Here is a 19,227-nt window from a genome sequence, read left to right on the forward strand (position 1 = left end):
CCCTGCAAGCGAGGCCGGGAGGATAAAATGGCGGCGGATGGCGGCGGTTTCTCGAAATTCGAGGTGACGGTTGCGGACGGGCTGACGCTGCGCGGGCGCATCTTCGGCGAGGAAATCGGCGGAACACCCGTCGTCTGTCTCGCCGGACTGACCCGCAACGGTCGCGACTTCGCGCCGCTTGCTCAATGGCTGGCGAGCCATCCCGAGCGTCCCTTCAAGGTGGTGACGATCGATTCGCGCGGCCGCGGCGCATCCGATCGCGACCCGGACCCGAACCGCTACACGGTTCCGGTCGAAACCGGCGACGTGATTGCCGTCTGCGCCGCGCTCGGCATCGCCCGCGCGGGCTTTATCGGCACCTCGCGCGGCGGACTCATCCTCCATATCCTCGCGGCTCTCAAACCGGATCTGCTCGCGGCCGTCATCCTGAACGACATCGGCCCGGTTATTGAGGCGGAGGGACTGCGGCACATACAGTCTTATCTCGCCGACAGCGTGCCGTTTTCTGACTTCATCGAGGCGGCGCACCATCTGCAGGCCGTGCACGGAGCGCATTTCCCGGCGCTCGGCGAGGACGAATGGCAGGAGATGGCACGCGCCATCTACCGGGAACAGAACGGGATGATCGAGGCGGACTGCGACCCGGCGATCGCCGCGGGGATGATCGCGGCCGATCTCAGCCAGCCGTTACCCGACCTCTGGCCTCAGTTCGAGGGTTTCGCCGCGGTGCCGCTGATGGTGATCCGCGGTCAGCACTCGAAGCTTCTGTCTGAGGAGACGATCGAGGAGATGGGGCGGCGCTATCCTGCGCTCCGGAGGTTGACGGCATTCGGCCAGGGGCACGCCCCGCTGCTGCATCTCGGCGCGCTGGCGGAGGACACCCACCGCTTTCTCGCTGAAACCGGCGGCTAATTCGCTCTCACCCCACGACCACCGGCAGAAACACTCAATTCAAAACGAAAAAGCCCGGCACGAAGGCCGGGCTTTCCCTATAAGATCGGGTGATCTTATTAGAACGAACGCTGCAGGCGGAAGAAACCACCCCATGCGCCGTCGTCGCCAGCGGCGTCGGTGTCGGCATACTGAACCGAAACCTTGGCTGCGAGGCCCGAGGCGATTGCGTAGTCGAGGGTTACACCGGCCTTCCAGGCGTCGACGTTGGCGAAGCCTTCGCCAACAGTGCCGTAGTTCCACCAGTACTGGGCACCGGGGGTCAGGGTCAGCTTGTCGGTGAGCTTGGCAGCGTACGAAGCAGCAACGGTCCATTCCGAAGCGTCGTAGTACTGGTTTGCGCCGGTCGAGTAGACAGCGGCGACGCCGAGCGTGCCCGGGCCGACTTCAGCTTCTACGATTGCGCGGACAGCACCGTCTTCGCGAGCGAAGTCGTAGGCGCCGAGCAGGTAGGCGGTAACCGGACCGAAGGTGGCCGAAACCTGACCTTCGATGCCGACGCCGTCGGTTTCGCCAGCAGCCGAAGCGTGCAGTTCGTCAACGAAAACGCCGACCTTGAAGGCGTCGGAAGCGTATTCGTAACCGATCGAGTTGATCAGGTTCGAACCGAGCGAGTCGGTTTCACCAGCGAGACCCGAATCCCAGTAGTTGTAGAAGTAGCCGACCTTGAAGCCGCCGACCGAGATCGAAGCTTCGTCGAGCTGGAAGGCGCCGTTGGTGCCGTCTTCTTCACCCCAGGCGTAGAAAACGATCGTCGAGCTGATCGTGCCGACTTCCGAGTCGTTCTTGGCGTCGAACTGAACGAGACCGCGGGTACGGGCATCCCAGTCGCTGGTGTCGGTGTTGTTGTCATAGCCCCACTCGAGCTGAGCGCGAACCGAACCGCTGATCTTGAGGCAGGTTTCGGTGCCGGGGATGTAGAAGTAGCCGGTGCCGAAAGCGTCGCAAACGCGAACGTATTCCATCGGCTCGGGCTCGGCAGCAACGATAGCGTCGGCAGCCTGAGCGCCGGAAACTACTGCGAGAGCAGCAGCGGAGCCGAGAAGAAGGCTCTTGATGTTCATATTGACCTCCAGTCAATTTTAAGGGGAGGTCATGTTCACGAGGGAGTAATATCGTTAGGTATCAACCCTTTAAGCTGATTGTCGATTTTTCGGAAGGGAGAAGAGGTGTCGTTCGGCGCAATTTTCGATAGCACAAGACGCTGCAAATTGGTCCACGCGAGAATGCTCCAGGCAGTGCCTAGCTGGCGCCTTAATTAATGAAACCGTGAACGATGATGAGAGTGTCGCGCTGGTCGTCGGCGGCGATGCCACATAAGTGGCGGAGAGGAAGGGATTCGAACCCTCGATACGCTTTTGACGTATACTCCCTTAGCAGGGGAGCGCCTTCGACCACTCGGCCACCTCTCCGGTGCGGCCTGATTATTTGCATAAGGGTCCGATTGCAAGGCCTTTTCGCCGGATTCCAAATTTTCCCCACGGTCGGCGCCGCCGAGCTGCCGCGTCCGAGAATCGTTTGCCCGGGGGACGCGCGATTCGCCGTGAATTCCCGTCGAAAGCCGATTCCACTCCTCAATCCAGGGTATCGGCGTGCCAAGTTGGCACAGCGATGCCCCGTCTCCAGCCGGCAATCGGGACTGCAAGCCTCTTCCTTATCCACGAAAAGCCATAGAATCGCCGTGCTCACCGCAGGCGGCTTAATCCTCGTCACTTTCGTTAAGTGCCGCATAAGAAAGGACTTTCTTAATAAAGGGTAAAGAAGTGGGCCGTCGGAGAGGCCGGTTTGTGTCCTTTCGGCAACAGGCCCTTGGGAAGGGGGGTGCGATAACTTCCTTTCGGCTGTTTGGTGATTGCATGACGGGACGCGTTTTGTATTTTCAGTCTCGGAAGCGAGGCGGTGGATCGTCCGTCTTCTGAAACCGACGGGGATGGGGCAGGGAATGCTGTCCTTCAGCCAAAGAACCCAGACCCATATGAAACTTGACTGGAGGTCAATATGAACATCAAGAGCCTTCTTCTCGGCTCCGCTGCTGCTCTCGCAGTAGTTTCCGGCGCTCAGGCTGCCGACGCTATCGTTGCTGCCGAGCCCGAGCCGATGGAATACGTTCGCGTTTGCGACGCTTTCGGCACCGGCTACTTCTACATCCCCGGCACCGAAACCTGCCTCAAGATCGGTGGCTACGTCCGTGCTCAGCTCGACTGGGTTGACGATCCGAACGTTCCTGCCGGCGTCGACGAGTTCTCGATGGACGCCCGTACCCGCGCCTATCTCTCGGTCGAAGCCAAAAACGACTCCGAAATCGGCACGATCGGCTCCTTCATCGCCCTGCGCACCTGGGCTGAAGAAGACTACAACGGCGGCGCCTTCGAAATCGACGAAGCCTACATCACTGCTGGCGGCTTCAAGGTCGGCTACATGTACAACTACTGGGATTCGGGTCTCGCCGGCGAAACCGACAACCTTGGCTCGAACCGCATCAACTCGATCGGTTACGAATACGCTTCCGACGCCTTCAAGGTCGGCGTCTTCGTAGACGAACTCTCCGACACGTACACCGGCTGGCCGATCAGCTACGCCGGCACGGACGGCGTCGGCATCGAAGGCCAGGTTTCGGCCACCTTCGGTCCGGTTACCGGTTACCTGCTCGGCGGTTATGACTTTGCGGCTGAAAACGGTGCCGTTCGCGGTATCCTCGAAGCCGAAGTCGGCCCGGGCACCCTCGGCCTCGCCGCCATCTGGTCGTCTGGTGCGAATGCTTACTACGACGTCTCCGAATGGACCGTTGCCGCTTCGTATTCGGCCAAGCTCACCGACAAGCTGAGCCTGACCCCCGGCTTCCAGTACTGGTGGAACACTGGCCTGGTCTCCGCGGACGAGTTCTCGAACGACGACGCATGGCGCGCCGGCGTAACGCTCGACTACAAGATCGCAGAAGGCCTGACCACCAAGGTTTCGGTTCAGTACGGCGACACCGACGCTGCCGGCGTAGACGGCGTTTGGGACGGCTTCTTCCGTCTGGAACGCTCCTTCTGATCGTCAGGCGATCACGTGAAATTGAGGTCCGGCTTTCGAGCCGGACCTTTCCCGGTCGTGGGAGGCGTCGGGTCTGAAGATCTTTCCTTTGTTTATGGCGATTTCGGCATCCGAAATCATATCCGAAAGAGAGAAGGAGGCCTGCAAGAGTCCACAGTCTGCATTGGCATGGAATGACTACCCCGCGCATTTGCATGGTTGTTGAAGATAGATTTTAGGCATAACTTTATGAGCCCGCACTTATGCGGGACGTAGGTTTTGTTGCGTTTTTTGAGGGATTGCGCGTGAGCAAGGCGGAGACGAAGACACTGGATTTCGATCAGCAGGTCGAACTGCCGTCCTATCTTGTTCACTACCAGTATCGCCTCAATACGCCGATGGAGGTGAAGGAGACCTCGCTGCGGGCCATGTTCGGCAAGTACGGCGATCTTCTCTGGCTCAACGGCAGCCATAAATACAATGTAACCAATTTCATTAGTGAGCTTCACGACCTTCTCGATACTCCGAGCTTTTCCTCATTCTCCCAGGAAATGCTCGACCAACTGATTGGTAAGTTGCGCAAGCGCGGTAACAGCAATGCCACCATCAACCGCAAGATGGCGGCCTTAAGCAAGCTACTGCGAAAGGCGTACAAGATGGGCGACATACATAGTCTGCCGGAGTTCAAGCGGCAGAAAGAAAAGGCCGGACGCATCCGTTTCCTCGACGGAGAGGAAGAAACTGCGCTGTTCGGCGAGATCCGGTCCCATTCCGAACTCTACTACCGCTTCTGCATTTTCCTCGTCGATACCGGTGCGCGCCTGAGCGAGGGCCTCGACTTGCGCTGGGGCGATATCACCGAAAGCCGAGCGACTTTCTGGGTGACCAAGTCCGGGCGCAGCCGCTCGGTCCCCCTCACCCACCGCGCGGCGAAGGCGATCGCCGCCTCCGACAAGCGCAAGCCGGGACCGTTCAGCGACATCGATCAGCAGCGCTTCCGCATTGCCTGGCACCAGGCGAAGGATGTCATCGGGCTCGGTGACGACAAGGACGTGGTTCCGCACATCCTGCGCCATACCTGTGCCTCGCGCCTCGTGCAGGGCGGCATCGACATCCGCCGCGTCCAGATGTGGCTCGGCCACCAGACCCTGCAGATGACCATGCGGTATGCGCACCTCGCCTCGCATGATCTCGACATGTGTGTGCCGATCCTGGAGCGCGCCGCTTCCGCCAAGTAATCGCTGCGGAGATCCCTTCCGCGGCGTCGTTCCCGCCCGTCCGGGCATCGCCCTTCCTAAATTTGCAGATATCTCAAAAAAAAGCCGCGGTAACGTCTCGGACGTCGCCTCCCCTGCCGCAGTGCCCGTGCTGCCGCGTCAATAACCGGCGCGGCGGGCCTCGTTGGGAGCGGTCCCGCCGTCGCGATAGCGCGAGCGCAGGCTGCGCAGCGCGCCGGAGAATTCCGTGACGTCCGCGCCGACCGCGACGTAGCTTGCGCCGAGTTCGAGGTAGCGGCGATTGAGCTCCTCGCTGAAGGTCAGGATGCCGGCGGCCTTGCCCGCCTTCAGGATGGTGGCAATCGCGTTCTCGATCACCGACTGGACCTCCGGTGCGTCCATGCGGCCAAGGAAGCCCATGTCGGCGGCGAGATCGGCCGGTCCGATGAAGACGCCGTCGACGCCGTCGACTGCTGCAATATTCTCGAGATCGGCGATCGCCGCACGGCTTTCGGCCTGGACGAGAAGGCAGATGCCGTCGGAGGCCGTGTCCGCATAGTCGGGAATGGTGTTGAAGGCGGAGGCGCGGGCGACGGCGGCGCCGACGCCGCGCACGCCCTGCGGCGGATAGCGGACTGCCCGCACCAGCTCACGCGCCTGTTCGGCCGAGTCGACCATCGGGATCAGCAAAGTCCGCGCACCGATATCGAGCAATTGCTTGATCATCCAGGTCTCGCCGACGGGTGCCCGCACCACCGGCTCGGCCGTGGACGACGAGAGCGCCTGAAGCTGGGCGAGGATGCTGCGCAGGTCGTTCGGACCATGCTCCCCGTCGATCACCAGCCAGTCGAAACCGGCATGACCGGCGATCTCGGCCGCGAGCGCATCGGCCATGTCGAGCCAGAGACCGATCTGCGGGCGGCCTTCGCGGATTGCCTTCTTGAACAGGTTTTCACGGACAGTCATCGATTCCCCTCAGGAAAGCAGCGTCTTGAGATCAAAGGCGGGATCGGCGACCGCCGCCTTGTCGGCATTGCGGCCGAGCTCCAGCAGCTTCTTGCCGGTTACATAGGCCTTGGCGTCGTTGATGGCGTCGACGGCGATCAGCTGCCTCTCTTTATAATACCAGACGGAGAGGCTCTCCTCGCGGCTGCCGGGCCGCAGCACCGTTTCGTCATAGCCCATGTTGAAGCCGGCAATCTGCAGTTTGACGTCGTACTGGTCGGACCAGAACCACGGCTTCGGATCATAGGAATCTGAGCCGCCGGCGATGACGGCAGCAGCGGCCTCCGCCTGATCCACGGCGTTCTGCACCGATTCGAGTCGCACCGGGGCACCTTTCCAGGTGAAGACGGTGCAGTCGCCCGCCGCATAGATCGACGGATCGGAGGTGCGGGCAAACGCATCGACGACGATGCCGCCTGCCGTTTCGAGACCGGCATCGACCGCCAGCCGGTCGTTCGGCGTCACGCCGATACCGGCGATCACGAAGTCGACGTTGAGCACCGAACCGTCGGAGAGTTCGGCGCCCTTCACCCTGCCCTCTTCGCCGATCAGGCGCACGAGCCCGGTCTTCTCGCGAATGTCGACGCCGTTCTTCCGGTGGATGGCGCGCATGGCGTCCGCCGTCTCCTTCGCCGCGACACGCTGCAGGATGCGGTCGGCCATTTCGATCAGCGTGACCTCGACACCGAGCTTGCGGGCGACCGCTGCGGCTTCGAGGCCGATATAGCCACCGCCGATGATGAGAAGCCGACGCCCCTCCTTCATCTCAGCGGCCATCATGTCCGCATCCTTGCGGTCGCGAACGGTATAGACGCCGTCGAGATCGCCGCCGATTGCAGCCGGCAGCCGACGCGGCGTCGCTCCGGTCGCCAGCACCAGCGTCTCGTAAGAAATCACGCTTCCGTCGAAGAGACGCACGACCTTGTCGTCGCGGGCGATCTCCTCTACCGGCGTCGACAGCCGGATCTCGACGGCATTTTCGGCGAACCAGCTTTCCGGGCGGAAGAGCAGCCGGTCGAAGGTCATCTCGCCGAGCAGGTATTTCTTCGAGAGCGGCGGGCGCTGGTAAGGAAGGCAGTCCTCGGCGCCGAGAATCGTGATCGGCCGCATGTCCTTCAGGCTCCGGAGCTTGGCGGCGACCGCAAATCCCGCCTGACCTGCCCCGACGATGACCAGTCTGCCCGTCACGTTGCTCTCCTGAAAAACCCGAAAAAATGGCGTGGGAAGTCGCCGGCCCGCCGGCAAGGAATGGCTTCAAGGGGTACCGCCAAAGCCGCCGGCCCGTCAAGCAAACAGCGGCCGCGCCACGACAATTCCGCCGTTCAGCCTGCATTCAGCCACGAGGGACAACTATCCAGACAAATGCCAAGCCCTGCATCCAGGAGGACATCCCGATGGCAACCAACATCTACGGCACGAGCTACAACGACGTCATCTATCAGGACGGCTACGCCTACGTGAACATCTACGCCTACGGCGGCAACGACCGGATCTACCTCAATCTGGGCGGCTACTATGGCGGCTTCAATTATGTGAGCGCCGGCAGTGGCAGCGACCGCGTCGAGAACACGTTCGAGGGCGGCAACCGCATCTATCTCGGCACCGGCGACGACGTCTATATCGGCACCGGCTTCTCGACAGCGACGGATTACGTCGACCAGGTGAACGCCGGCGACGGCAACGACGCGATCCAGGTCTACACCTACCAGAGCATCTATAACGGTGAGGCCGGCAACGACCGCTTCTACTCCGTCGGCTGGGAGAACACCTTCCACGGCGGAACCGGCACCGACCTGATCAGCTACAAGATCCAGGACGGCGATGCCGACCTCAGGGGCTACGGCATCAAGATCGATCTCGGCAACGGCTATGCGACCGCCACCGGCTCCGAGCGGGAGACGTTGATCAGCATCGAGAACGCCGTCGGCACCGGTTACGCCGACACGATCCTCGGATCGAGCGTCGCGAACACGCTTTGGGGCGACAACGGCAACGACCTTCTGAACGGGTACGCCGGCAACGACATCCTGCTGGGTGGCAACGGCAACGATCGTATCTATGGCGGCTCGGGCAACGACCGGCTCTACGGCGATGCCGGCCGCGACGTGATGACCGGTGGCACCGGCGCCGACATCTTCCACTTCACCAAGCTGAGCGACAGCCGCGTCGGCACCTATCGTGATGTCATCACCGACTTCCATCACGGCGAAAGCGACAAGATCGACCTGCGCACGATCGACGCCGACACCCACCACACCGGCAACCAGATCTTCGACTTCATCGGCACGGCGGCCTTCAGCCACACGGAGGGCGAATTGCGGTTCTCCGGCGGCGTTCTCTCCGGCGACGTGAACGGCGACGGCGTCGCAGACTTCCAGGTCGGCGTCTCCGGCCTCTCGAAAATGTATACGAGCGATTTCTATCTCTGATCCACCAGGGATGAAACGGAGGCCCGGCACCTCGAACGAGGTGTCGGGCCTTTTTCGTTTCAGCTCAAGGGATTGGCTCACGTCATTCCGTAATGGAATGACATCATGCGCTCGTAAAATTCAAACGATTTTGGCTAATCGCCGCAAACTTAAAGCTTTTCCTTCCATGAAAGGTGATGTAGCAATAGGCCAAAATCTACCGAACTCATGCAGGGACGGCGACATGACAGACCACCATCCAGCAACACCGGAACAGGCGCGTGCCAAGATGGCAGCCTTCGTCTGGGATGACCCCTTCCTCCTCGAGGAGCAGTTGACCGACGAAGAGCGCATGATCCGCGACACCGCCCGCGCCTATTGTCAGGACAAGCTCGCGAGCCGTGTGACGGAGGCCAACCGCCACGAGATATTCCATCGCGAGATCATGACCGAGATGGGCGAACTGGGTCTCCTCGGCCCGACCATCCCGGAGGAATTCGGCGGTGTCGGCGCCAATTACGTCTCCTACGGTCTCGTCGCCCGTGAAGTCGAGCGCGTCGATTCTGGCTACCGCTCCGCCATGTCGGTACAGTCGTCGCTCGTCATGCACCCAATCTTCGCCTACGGCACCGACGAACAGCGCGCCAAGTACCTGCCGAAGCTCGCAAGCGGCGAATGGGTCGGCTGCTTCGGCCTCACCGAGCCCGACCACGGCTCCGATCCGGGCTCGATGATCACCCGCGCGAAGAAGGTCGACGGCGGCTATCTCGTCTCCGGCGCCAAGAACTGGATCACCAATTCGCCGATCGCCGACGTCGCTGTCGTCTGGGCGAAGTCCGACGCCCATGACGGCAAGATCAAGGGCTTCATCCTCGAGCGCGGGATGAAGGGCTTCGAAACGCCGAAGATCGAAGGCAAGTTCTCGCTGCGCGCCTCCGTCACCGGCATGATCCAGATGGACGAGGTCTTCGTTCCGGAGGAAAACCTGCTGCCGCACGTCTCTGGCCTCGCCGGCCCGTTCGGCTGCCTCAACCGCGCCCGCTACGGCATCGCCTGGGGCGCGCTGGGTGCCGCTGAATTCTGCTGGCATGCCGCACGGCAGTACACGCTCGATCGCAAGCAGTTCGGCAAGCCGCTCGCCGCCACCCAGCTCGTCCAGAAGAAGCTCGCCGACATGGAAACCGAGATCGCCCTCGGACTGCAGGGTGTTCTGCGCCTCGGACGTCTTCTCGACGAGCATCGTGCACCGGCCGAACTCATCTCGATGATGAAGCGCAACAATTGCGGCAAGGCGCTCGACATCGCGCGCGTCTCCCGCGACATGCACGGCGGCAACGGCGTCTCCGACGAATACGGCGTCATCCGCCACGTCATGAACCTGGAAGCCGTCAACACCTACGAGGGCACGCACGACATTCATGCGCTGATCCTCGGCCGCGCCCAGACCGGCCTGCAGGCGTTCCAGTAAGCCTCGGCGACAGTCCCGATCAAAAAGAAGCCGTGCCGGGCGACCGGCGCGGCTTCTTACTTGAGCGTTACCCGAAGCGGCTGAAGACCAGGGCGGCATTCACCCCGCCGAAGCCGAAGGCGTTCGACAGGACGTGGTCGACCCGAACCGGTGACGCCTTGCCGGTCAGCAGGTTGAAGCCTTCCGCCTTCGGCGCCGGCTCCTCTACATTGAGGCCAGCCGGCAGCAACCCGTCGCGGATCGCGAGGACCGAGAAGACCGCCTCGATCGCGCCGGCCGCTCCGAGCATGTGCCCCGTAGCCGACTTGGTGGAGCTCACCGCAACGCCCCCGCCGCGCGGTCCGAAGACCCTTTCCAGCGCCGCCAGTTCCGCCGCATCGCCGACCGGCGTCGATGTCGCGTGTGCATTGACGTAGCCGACCTTCTCCGGCGCAAGCCCTGCCGCGGCAAGCGCCAGTTCCATCGCGCGGGCTGCCTCGCGCCCGTCGGGCCAGCCCGCCGTGACGTGATGGGCGTCGGTGGTGGTGCCGTAGCCGGAGAGCACCGCCAGCGGACGAGCGCCGCGCGCCTCGGCGTGGCCGAGCCGCTCGATCACGAGCATGGCGGCACCCTCGGAAAGGACGAATCCGTCATGACGGGCATCGAACGGACGGGAGGCGCGATGCGGCTCGTCGTTGAAGCCGAAGGAGAGCGCCTTTGCCGCGGTGAAGCCGCCGATCGCAACCGGGTCCACGCAGGCTTCCGTGCCGCCGCAGAGCGCGATGTCCGCCTCGCCGTTGCGGATCAGGCGCATGGCATCGCCGATCGCCTGCGCGGAGGCGGCGCAGGCCGTAACCGGAGCGCCTGACGGACCGTGAAAACCGAAGCGGATGGAAGCCTGACCGGTCGCGAGATTGGGCAGGAAGGAGGGAACGACGAAGGGCGAGAGGCGCCGCGTGCCGGAGGTGCGGATCAGTTCAGTCGCCGCGGTGATCGCCGGCACGCCGCCGACACCGGTGCCGATGATGGTCGCCGTGCGCATGCCGTCGGCCGGATCTTCCGGATGCCAGCCGGCCTGGTCCAGCGCCTCCTTTGCCGCCGCCATGGCGTAGTGGATGAAGAGGTCGCTGCGCCGGAGTTCCCGCGGGTCCATCGCCGCTTCGGGATCGAAGCCCTGCGGGTCGGCCGTATGGCTCGGCACCAGCCCGGCGATCCGGCATTTCCAGCCTTCGGTGTCGAAGCGGGTATTGGTGCGAATACCGCTCTCACCGGCAAGCAGCCGGCTCCAGGTGGCGTCGACGCCGGCGCCCAGCGGCGACACGGCACCGAGGCCCGTTATGACGATTGGTTCATGCATCCACGATCTCCCGCTTGTACTGTTCTGCGTTCGTGCATTTACACTGTGCATATACACTATACAAGCAGCAACTTGCCGCAGTAGACCGAAGGCTCATCGCGCCAGATGGCGGGCGACCTTGAGATAGGTGGCGATCTCGTCGGCGGAAAGGCCGGTCAGCAGGCCCGGTTGGGCCTTGCGCCACTCGACGACGAGCTGGTCGAGGAGCGTATCGCCCGCCTCCGTCAGGGCACAGAACCTGGCATTGCCGGAGGCGCCGGCGAGACGGTGGACGAGGCCCTTGCGCTCGAGAAGGTCCAGATTGCGGGTCAGGCTGGTGCGATCGAGCGAAATGCGTTGCGCCAGCAAGGCCACGGGCTCCTCCGGGTGGGAGCGGATTGCCCCGAGAAGCGAGAACTGCTGCACCGTGACGCCGAAGGGCTTCAGCCTGGCGTCGTAGCGGCGCAGCAGGGACCGCGCCGCGGAAACCGTATTGAGGACGAGGCAGTCGGCGAGTTCTTCGGGCATTGACATGGGCGAACCTTGTGGTGACGACGCGCGCCGTGTCAATGCCGAATGCCGTGGCCGGCTGCGCTCAGGCCGGCAGCAGTCCGTAAGCCAGGCCGCGGCGCCGGCCATGCGTAATTACCAGCGCCGCCAGCGCCACCATGCCCGTCTCGGCAAAGAGAGAGACCCGCCAGATCCCCGCCTCGCCGAAGAAGAACGGCAGGAGGAAGGTGAGCGGGACCGAGAGCAGATAAGGCCGCGCCAATCCGAAGAGGGCCGCTCGCCCCGCATCGCCGATCGCCTGGAAATAAGCGCCGAGCATCATCACCGGGCCGAACAGGACATAGACCGCGAGCATCCAGGGGATGATCCGGACGAACTCGGCCGCCACCAGCGCATCGGCGGAAAACGTCCGGCCGATCGGCGCGGCCGCCAGAACGACGAGCACCTCGACGGCAACGCAGTAGAAGAAGGCCGAAACGACGGCGATCGCCAGGCTCCCTGCCACCCGTTGACGCTCTCCGGCACCGAAATTGTTGCCGCAGATCGTCTGGAAGGCGAGTCCCAGCCCCATCAGCGGCAGGTAGGCGAAGGAGAGGATGCGGGTCACGATGCCGTAGGCAGCCACCGTCTCGACGTAGTGCACCGTCTGCCACCGCGCGAGATTGGCGATGATCGCCGCAGAGGCGAGCGAGATGCCGAGAAGCCCGAGACTTGCCGGCGCACCGAGGGCGAGAATGCCGCGCATCTCGCCGAGGCTCGCCCGCCCGCTCGCCATCGCATCGCCTGCCACGTGGCGCCGGCGCCAGGCGACGACGGCGGCGAGACAGGCCGCCTGGGCCGTGGCGGAGCTCAGCGCCGAGCCCGCCGCACCAAGCCCGAGCACGGCGATCATCAGCCAGTTGAGGAGAATGTTGAGGAGTGCTGCGGCGACCGTGATGCGGGTCATGGTTGCGATTCGCCCCTCGCAACGCAGCCGGTCGATCTCGACGGCGAGGAACATGGCCACGGGCTGGGCCACCACGGCGACCGCCATAAAGGCCTCGGCGAGCCTCGCCACCTCGTCGTCGCCACCGGCCGCGTGAGGGATGAGGTCCCGCCCGAGCGTCCAGTAAAAGAGGTTGAGAAGGGCCGCGATCGCGAGCGCCAGCCGGCGAGCGGAGGCGACGACCGATGACGCTCCCGCCGCTTCTCCCGCACCGAGACGCCGGGCGAGAATGCTCGCCATGCCGGAGGCGACGAGCGACTGCAATGCCAGCATCGCCATCAGTGCGGGAAAGAGAAGCGTCACCGCGGAGAGTGCCGCAGCACCCACATAGGCGCCGAGGAACCAGGCGTCGACGATAACGTAGAGGCCGTTCAGTAGCATGATGGCGACGATCGGCGTCGCCGTGCGCAGGAAGAGCCGGGGAATGCTTCCGGCGAGGTAGGGATTTCCGAGGGATTGGGATGTCATGACGAATCCTGACAACGGGCGCCGGACCGGCAATGAAGCCGTTCCGGACCGCGTCTTCGAACTGGATGGATTGAGAACCGGTCGGCGCTATGCGTCGAGCACGATGTGCGGACGGCCGTTCGAGGTACGCTGGGGCGAGACCCCTCGCCCGTCGATCGTGCCGCTGACGCGCTGGCGAAACGCCGAGAAGCTGTCGAAAGTCACGATATCGACCGGCTCGTCGAAATGCAGCGTGATCGCGTGATAGTCGCTGTTCGAGAGCTTGCGCAGCGCAAGCACCTTGCCGCGGAATCGCTGGCCGAGATACTCGCCGGTCACGACCGCGCCGACCACGGCCGGAGGCGCCGGCACGTTGTCGGTTCTCGCGGCAAGTGCCGACAGCGTGTTCCAGTCGCGCGCGCCGTGGCTTTTGGCGACGAGCTCGAGCGCAGCGCTGTGGGTGAGCGGGGTTCCCGCCGTGGACATCGCCTCGCGCAGCCGGCGGGCCTGTGATTTCAGGTCGTCAATGGTCAGATGGGCCATGGTCATGGCAGCCTCCTTCTTCCGTCGCACGCGTATTCTTGAACAGGGGGCTCGCATTGCCCCATGACGCATGCACGTGATGGGCTTTCCATGAACGAGGGAGGACTTCACCAAAGGTTTTCACCCGCGAGCGGCCGGCGCCTCAACCGACCCTTTTAATGGGGTGCCGGCACCGTTCTGTCAAGAAGCGCCCACGGCCGACGATCGGACGTCGGGAAAAATCGAGAATACACGTTGAGGAAACGTCAGTAATCTTTCGCTAGATTGAAGGCATGACGTCGAATCAGGGAGGGTGAAATGCCTCTGAAGGTCACACCGGACGCCAAAAGGGATATTCCGCAGGACCAGGTCTACGAGAAATACTCGGTCGACCGGCCCGGCAAAATCGTGTTCGTCGGCCGTCACCTGAGCACCAAGAATTCGCTGCGCTGCCTCGTCAGGACGATCTCGCTCTACGGTGCCGAGATCGAGCTCAGCCCGCATGTGATGCTGCCCAACCACTTCTTCCTCGAAATCCTCGGCATTCATGACGAGATCGGCTGCACCTTCATCCGCCGGGAGGAAGAAAAGGTGACCGTCGGCTTCAACATGCTGATCGATCCGGAGTTCCTGCACCACGTGGTGCGGCTCTCGTTCGAGCTCTAAAGAACGTCTGCACCAAACAAGAACGCCTCCGGCCGCGAGACCGGAGGCGTTTTTCTTGTTCTCTCGCGGACGTTATTCCAGCGATGCGAGGTGCTTTTCGAGTTCCGGAACGGTCTCTTTCACCAGATCCTTGGCCACCTCGGCGCGAACGACGCCTTCCGGCAGCCCGTCCAGCGCACCACGCAGTATGCCGAGCGCCTTCGGTGGCGCAACGAGGATGAGCGCCTTGATCTCATGTGCCTCGACCAGTTCGGAGATCTTTGCGGCGATCTCCTTCAGGAAGTCCGCCTCGGCCTGCTCGTGCCAGTCGGTCTCGCCCATGGCGCTGCGGCCCGACCCGACCGAGGAGAAGGAGCGGCCCGGCTGGTCCGTGCCGAGGTCTCGGGTCGCCTCGACATGCTGCCCCATGTGATCGGCGACCGTCAGGTTGACGAGGTCGGCATCCCCGTCGTTGCGCAGGAACAGCGCCTTGCCGCCGTCGCATACCACCACCCAGGCTTTCCGACCAATTACGATCCGGCTCATGTCTGCCTCCTTGGTTGCGGGGCCGTGCGCCCCCTTTTGATGATTGTAGGCATGTCGTCCGGCCTGTTCAAGCAAGCGCGAATATACCTGCCCTCGGTGCCGCCCTCGCTCCATGACAAGGGCGCCCGTGCTTCCGACGCTAGGCCGGTCGAAGCGGCACAACATTGATTGCGATCAAGTGACAACGCAGCGGCAGGCGTCCCGATCCCCGCTAATCCGGCAAAATATCATTTCGCTAAAAATCGATGAATTCCGTTGACGGCACTACAAGGCTTTTGCTGCAGCCTCGAAAAAGGGCGTCGTCTTTCGGGGGGTCTGGGACGTGAGCATGTTACGCGCGACGCATCTGGCGAGGGTGCAGTCGGAAATGTACGAACGGAAATGGGAACGCTTCTACGTGAAGCGCCCGGCCCGCATCGTCGCGGTGAACCGCGGCCTCTCCGGCATCACCATGCGTCACTGCGAGATCCTCGACATCTCGCAGGGCGGGGCCGGCATCCATGTTTCCACCACCATCGGCCTGCCGGAGCACTATTACCTGCAGGTGCTCGGCATCTCCGAACGGATCGGCTGCGCCGAGATTTACCGCAACGGCAGCCGGGTCGGCGTAAAGTTCATCATAGCGCTTCCGGAAAACACCCTGCACCGGATCGTCCGCGCCGATTTCATGATCGGCGAAAAACTCGAGCAGGCGAAGCGTCGCTGAACCGAAAGCCGTCAATCCGGCCTTGCGCCCGCCACCGTTGTTCCTATTGTACCGGCGTTTCGCAACTCGCCGGGAAATTTGCCGAATGACCGCCTTTTCGCGCTTCACGCCGCTGATCAGCGCCCTGCCCTCCACCGTTCCTTTCGTCGGCCCCGAGGCCATCGAGCGCCAGCGCGGGCGCCCGGTGCTCGCCCGCATCGGCGCCAATGAAAGCGGATTCGGCCCGGCACCCTCGGTGCTTGCGGCGATCGCCGACAAATCCGGCGAAATCTGGAAATACAACGATCCCGAAAACCACGCGCTGAAGATGGCACTCGCCGTCCATCTTGGGCTCGCACCGGCCAACATCGCGATCGGCGAAGGCGTCGACAGCCTGCTCGGGTTGATCGTGCGGCTCGTCATCGAGCCCGGAATGCCGGTCGTCACCTCGCTCGGCGGCTATCCGACCTTCAACTTCCACGTCAACGGTTTCGGCGGGCGGCTGGTCACGGTGCCCTATGTCGACGACCGCGAGGATCTCGACGGCCTGCTCGCCACGGTCAAGCGGGAGAATGCGCCGCTCGTCTATTTTGCCAATCCCGACAATCCGATGGGAAGCTGGTGGGATGCGGCGAGCATCACGGCTTTTGCCCGCGCGCTGCCGGAAACCACGCTGTTGGTCCTGGACGAAGCCTATTGCGAAACGGCACCCGCGGGCTCGACGCCGACGATCGGCGACCTCATCGACCTGCCGAATGTCATCCGCACCCGCACCTTCTCGAAGGCCTACGGTCTTGCCGGCGCCCGTGTCGGCTACGCGATCGGCACGCCCGGCACCGTCCTCGCCTTTGACAAGATCCGCAATCATTTCGGCATGGCGCGGCTCTCCACCGAGGCGGCGCTCGCAGCCCTCTCCGACCAGGCCTACCTTTCCGAGGTACTCGGCCGCATCTTCGCCGCCCGCGATCGCATCAGCGCGATTGCCCGGGCGAACGGGCTCGTTCCGCTGCCGTCGGCGACGAACTTCGTCGCGATCGACTGCGGCGGCGACGGCATCCGTTCACGTGCCATCGTGGACGGACTGATGGAGCACGGCGTCTTCATCCGCATGCCGGGCGTCGCACCGCTCAATCGCTGTATCCGCGTCAGCGCAGGCCTTGCCGCCGATCTCGATCTCTTCGAGCAGAGCCTGCCGAAGGTACTGAAGACGCTCTGAGCGACCGAGGCTTTGCCGGAGAAACGAAAAGGGCCACGCCGGCTTGCCGGTCGTGGCCCTTTCGTCATTCGGATTCCGTTTCCGAAACCCTCCCACGTACCCCCGTTTCCCCCAGGGTCGTGTCTCAGGTCCCCCGGCGGGTGCCGGGGGAGAATTGCTGCCGCTCAGTGCATCGTCATCCATTCGCGGGCTTCGCGAAGGGCCGCGGCGAGATCGGCCTTGCTCATGGACCGGGCAAGATCGGCCCGGAGCTCGGCGGCGCGGTCGCAACCACGGATCGCCGCAATGTTCAGCCACTTGTGCGCCGAGACGAGATCGGGAGCGCAACCGCGGCCGGTCGCATACATGAGCCCCATGTCGCAGAGCGCTTCAGGGCGGAGGTCGCCTGTCGCGAAGGTGGTTTCGGAAGTCTGCATGTCTGAGCGTGCCATCGGTTTTGTCCCTGTCTTGCCTGTCGTTTCTTTTCTTTCCCTGTTTCCCCTTGCGGGGTTTTCCGTCCGCCTCCCGGCCGTCTTTTTGCGGCGTTTTGTGGAGGCTTCCGGACCGGCAGTTTCCCTGCTCGTTTGATGGCTCCACTATGCCATGGGGCCTTCAACGGGCGCTTAAAAGCCATGCTTAATTTGCTGAAAACAAAGTACAAATGCTTGGTAAAATTGGGTTTTCGTTAAGCATCGGAGGCGCTGGAAATTAAGGATTTCCGCGCGCCTTTAACTTTTCGTTCGGATTTCGGCGTCAACCGAATGCTAACCACGAAATCGATTGTCCTCGGCGTCTTCGCCCCGCAAGGCACGGCCTGGACCCGCGCCGACCCCCGAGATTTTGGCCGGGAAGCCCTATTTACCTTTACGTCTGCGTAAGATAATTTTCCACGTCGAGACGGCCCCGGTATGGGCGAGGAAGGGTCGAGCGTCCCCTGTCTTCGCGAAGGCCGGGCCGTCCGCACCGCCTTGGGGCATCATTTCGGGAGGAAGAGTTACATGCGGAAGATCATACTGGCGATGGCGCTGGCGTTCGGGGCGGTTTCGGCCCAGGCCGCCGAGCCGATCGAAGGCAACTGGAAAACGGCAAGCGGCTCCACGGCGCAGATCGCGCCCTGCGGCGGCGCCTTCTGCGTCACGCTGAAGAGCGGCAAGTTCGCCGGCAAGCAGATCGGCAAGATGAGCGGCAACGGCGACAGCTACAAGGGCGAGATCACCGATCCGGAAACCGACAAGACCTATTCGGGCTACGGCAACGTCTCCGGCAACGCGCTGAAGATGAAGGGCTGCGTCATGTCGGTGTTCTGCAAGACACAGACCTGGTCGCGTCTCTGAGCGCACCCGGCGAGAAGCAAAACGGCCCGGCGGTCCTTGCGACCTCCGGGCCTCTTTTTTCTACCGGCAGAAGGTGGCGATCAGCGGGCCGTCTGGTTGAACAGCACCTTCTTCGCCTCTTCGTCGGTCGCGACGTTGCGGCGCTTCTCCTGGCCGACGGCAAGGCCGCGTTCGACGGCGGGACGCGCCATCATCGTCTCGAACCAGCGCTTCAGGTTCGGGAAGTCGTCGAGGTCCTGGCCCTGGTTCTTGTGGGGCACGACCCAGCCGATCGAGGCCATGTCGGCGATAGAGTATTCGCCGGCCAGAAACTCGCGGTCGGCAAGGCGTTTGTTCATCACGCCGTAGAGGCGGTTCACCTCGTTCGTATAGCGGTTGATGCCGTATTCGATCTTCTCCGGCGCATACTGGCGGAAATGGTGTGCCTGGCCGGCCATCGGACCGAGGCCGCCGACCTGCCAGAACAGCCATTGCTCGACCTCGACGCGAGCGCGCTCGTCGGTCGGGTAGAACTTGCCGTATTTGCGGCCGAGATACTGCAGGATGGCACCGGACTCGAAGACCGAGATCGGCGCGCCGTCCGGACCGTCAGGGTCGATGATCGCCGGCATACGGTTGTTCGGGGAAATCTTCAGGAAGTCCGGAGCGAACTGTTCGCCCTTGCCGATGTCCACATAGCGGACCTCGTAAGGCACGCCGAGTTCCTCGAGCATGATGGAGATCTTCCAGCCGTTGGGCGTCGGCCAGTAATAGAGTTCGATCGGTGCGGCCATGAATGTTTCCTCGAAAAGGTTTGCCGGATCGGCGCAAAGGGATTTCGGATCGTTTCGCCGGCCCTCGGCCGGTTGCGCATGGGGAATGCCTCCACAATTTGGGAAGGACAGCGCCGCGGTCAAGTCCGGCGCTCCTCTCTCCACTCTCACGTCCGCGTGACCACCCGCCTCTCGCTCCCCGTTCTGCAGATGAACGGCCGATGAAC

The 19,227-nt window shown here is 63.1% G+C and carries 19 protein-coding genes and 1 tRNA gene; 9 read left to right on the forward strand and 11 right to left on the reverse strand.

The features are described 5' to 3' along the window. Window positions 1-27: 27 nt before the first annotated feature. Window positions 28-912 (forward strand): alpha/beta fold hydrolase, encoded by an 885-nt coding sequence (locus H4I97_RS11000; protein WP_182304687.1) that lies wholly within the window; start codon window positions 28-30, stop codon window positions 910-912. A gap of 98 nt (window positions 913-1,010) precedes the next feature. On the opposite strand, the gene H4I97_RS11005 is transcribed toward H4I97_RS11000, so the two are convergent. Both H4I97_RS11005 and H4I97_RS11010 read right to left on the reverse strand, forming a co-directional pair. Continuing rightward, a complete protein-coding gene (locus H4I97_RS11005) occupies window positions 1,011-2,015 on the reverse strand; it encodes a porin (protein WP_182304689.1) in 1,005 nt (334 codons plus the stop codon). A 257-nt stretch (window positions 2,016-2,272) separates the two neighbouring features. Then, a tRNA-Ser gene (locus H4I97_RS11010) sits at window positions 2,273-2,363 on the reverse strand. Window positions 2,364-2,949: 586 nt separating this feature from the next. Between H4I97_RS11010 and H4I97_RS11015 the strand changes: the two genes are divergently transcribed. Together H4I97_RS11015 and H4I97_RS11020 are read left to right on the forward strand one after the other, a co-directional pair. Continuing rightward, the gene (locus H4I97_RS11015) at window positions 2,950-3,987 is read left to right on the forward strand and encodes a porin (RefSeq protein ID WP_182304691.1); all 1,038 of its coding nucleotides are present in this window, start codon (window positions 2,950-2,952) and stop codon (window positions 3,985-3,987) included. A 284-nt stretch (window positions 3,988-4,271) separates the two neighbouring features. After that, the gene (locus H4I97_RS11020; protein WP_425306235.1) at window positions 4,272-5,204 is read left to right on the forward strand and encodes a tyrosine-type recombinase/integrase; all 933 of its coding nucleotides are present in this window, start codon (window positions 4,272-4,274) and stop codon (window positions 5,202-5,204) included. Window positions 5,205-5,342: 138 nt separating this feature from the next. On the opposite strand, the gene H4I97_RS11025 is transcribed toward H4I97_RS11020, so the two are convergent. Further along, window positions 5,343-6,149, reverse strand: a complete 807-nt coding sequence (locus H4I97_RS11025) for an aldolase/citrate lyase family protein (protein ID WP_182304695.1) — start codon at window positions 6,147-6,149, stop codon at window positions 5,343-5,345. A gap of 9 nt (window positions 6,150-6,158) precedes the next feature. Next, window positions 6,159-7,376 (reverse strand): NAD(P)/FAD-dependent oxidoreductase, encoded by a 1,218-nt coding sequence (locus H4I97_RS11030; protein ID WP_182304697.1) that lies wholly within the window; start codon window positions 7,374-7,376, stop codon window positions 6,159-6,161. A gap of 206 nt (window positions 7,377-7,582) precedes the next feature. Here H4I97_RS11030 and H4I97_RS11035 point away from each other — a divergent pair, with 206 nt between their 5' ends. Together H4I97_RS11035 and H4I97_RS11040 are read left to right on the forward strand one after the other, a co-directional pair. Then, a complete protein-coding gene (locus H4I97_RS11035; RefSeq protein ID WP_182304699.1) occupies window positions 7,583-8,617 on the forward strand; it encodes a calcium-binding protein in 1,035 nt (344 codons plus the stop codon). A 223-nt stretch (window positions 8,618-8,840) separates the two neighbouring features. Beyond that, the gene (locus H4I97_RS11040) at window positions 8,841-10,064 is read left to right on the forward strand and encodes an acyl-CoA dehydrogenase (protein ID WP_182304701.1); all 1,224 of its coding nucleotides are present in this window, start codon (window positions 8,841-8,843) and stop codon (window positions 10,062-10,064) included. Between the two features lie 67 nt (window positions 10,065-10,131). On the opposite strand, the gene fabF is transcribed toward H4I97_RS11040, so the two are convergent. The 4 genes from fabF to H4I97_RS11060 form a co-directional block, all read right to left on the reverse strand. Beyond that, window positions 10,132-11,400 (reverse strand): beta-ketoacyl-ACP synthase II, encoded by a 1,269-nt coding sequence (gene fabF, locus H4I97_RS11045; protein WP_182304703.1) that lies wholly within the window; start codon window positions 11,398-11,400, stop codon window positions 10,132-10,134. Between the two features lie 93 nt (window positions 11,401-11,493). Beyond that, complete coding sequence (locus H4I97_RS11050) at window positions 11,494-11,913, reverse strand: MarR family winged helix-turn-helix transcriptional regulator (protein WP_244658625.1); 420 nt, start codon at window positions 11,911-11,913, stop codon at window positions 11,494-11,496. A 61-nt stretch (window positions 11,914-11,974) separates the two neighbouring features. Further along, the gene (locus tag H4I97_RS11055) at window positions 11,975-13,342 is read right to left on the reverse strand and encodes an MATE family efflux transporter (RefSeq protein WP_182304705.1); all 1,368 of its coding nucleotides are present in this window, start codon (window positions 13,340-13,342) and stop codon (window positions 11,975-11,977) included. 87 nt (window positions 13,343-13,429) lie between these two features. Further along, window positions 13,430-13,870 carry a glyoxalase superfamily protein gene (locus H4I97_RS11060; protein ID WP_182304707.1) on the reverse strand — a complete coding sequence of 147 codons (441 nt, stop codon included), beginning with the start codon at window positions 13,868-13,870 and terminating at the stop codon, window positions 13,430-13,432. Between the two features lie 291 nt (window positions 13,871-14,161). Here H4I97_RS11060 and H4I97_RS11065 point away from each other — a divergent pair, with 291 nt between their 5' ends. Further along, a complete protein-coding gene (locus tag H4I97_RS11065) occupies window positions 14,162-14,509 on the forward strand; it encodes a hypothetical protein (protein ID WP_182304709.1) in 348 nt (115 codons plus the stop codon). Between the two features lie 72 nt (window positions 14,510-14,581). Here H4I97_RS11065 and H4I97_RS11070 read toward each other — a convergent pair whose 3' ends face one another. Then, window positions 14,582-15,034 (reverse strand): host attachment protein, encoded by a 453-nt coding sequence (locus H4I97_RS11070; protein WP_182304711.1) that lies wholly within the window; start codon window positions 15,032-15,034, stop codon window positions 14,582-14,584. Between the two features lie 322 nt (window positions 15,035-15,356). On the opposite strand from H4I97_RS11070, the gene H4I97_RS11075 reads away from it, so the two are divergent. Then, entirely contained in the window at window positions 15,357-15,740 is a 384-nt protein-coding gene (locus H4I97_RS11075; RefSeq protein WP_182304713.1) for a PilZ domain-containing protein, read from the forward strand. Window positions 15,741-15,825: 85 nt separating this feature from the next. Further along, complete coding sequence (locus H4I97_RS11080; protein WP_182304715.1) at window positions 15,826-16,935, forward strand: pyridoxal phosphate-dependent aminotransferase; 1,110 nt, start codon at window positions 15,826-15,828, stop codon at window positions 16,933-16,935. Window positions 16,936-17,099: 164 nt separating this feature from the next. On the opposite strand, the gene H4I97_RS11085 is transcribed toward H4I97_RS11080, so the two are convergent. After that, entirely contained in the window at window positions 17,100-17,366 is a 267-nt protein-coding gene (locus H4I97_RS11085) for an SEL1-like repeat protein (protein ID WP_182304717.1), read from the reverse strand. A gap of 546 nt (window positions 17,367-17,912) precedes the next feature. Here H4I97_RS11085 and H4I97_RS11090 point away from each other — a divergent pair. Then, entirely contained in the window at window positions 17,913-18,248 is a 336-nt protein-coding gene (locus H4I97_RS11090; RefSeq protein WP_182304719.1) for a DUF2147 domain-containing protein, read from the forward strand. 80 nt (window positions 18,249-18,328) lie between these two features. On the opposite strand, the gene H4I97_RS11095 is transcribed toward H4I97_RS11090, so the two are convergent. Continuing rightward, window positions 18,329-19,021 carry a glutathione S-transferase family protein gene (locus tag H4I97_RS11095; RefSeq protein WP_182304721.1) on the reverse strand — a complete coding sequence of 231 codons (693 nt, stop codon included), beginning with the start codon at window positions 19,019-19,021 and terminating at the stop codon, window positions 18,329-18,331. Window positions 19,022-19,227 lie beyond the last annotated feature (206 nt).

The organism is Ciceribacter thiooxidans, assembly GCF_014126615.1.
GTDB classification, from domain to species: domain Bacteria; phylum Pseudomonadota; class Alphaproteobacteria; order Rhizobiales; family Rhizobiaceae; genus Allorhizobium; species Allorhizobium thiooxidans.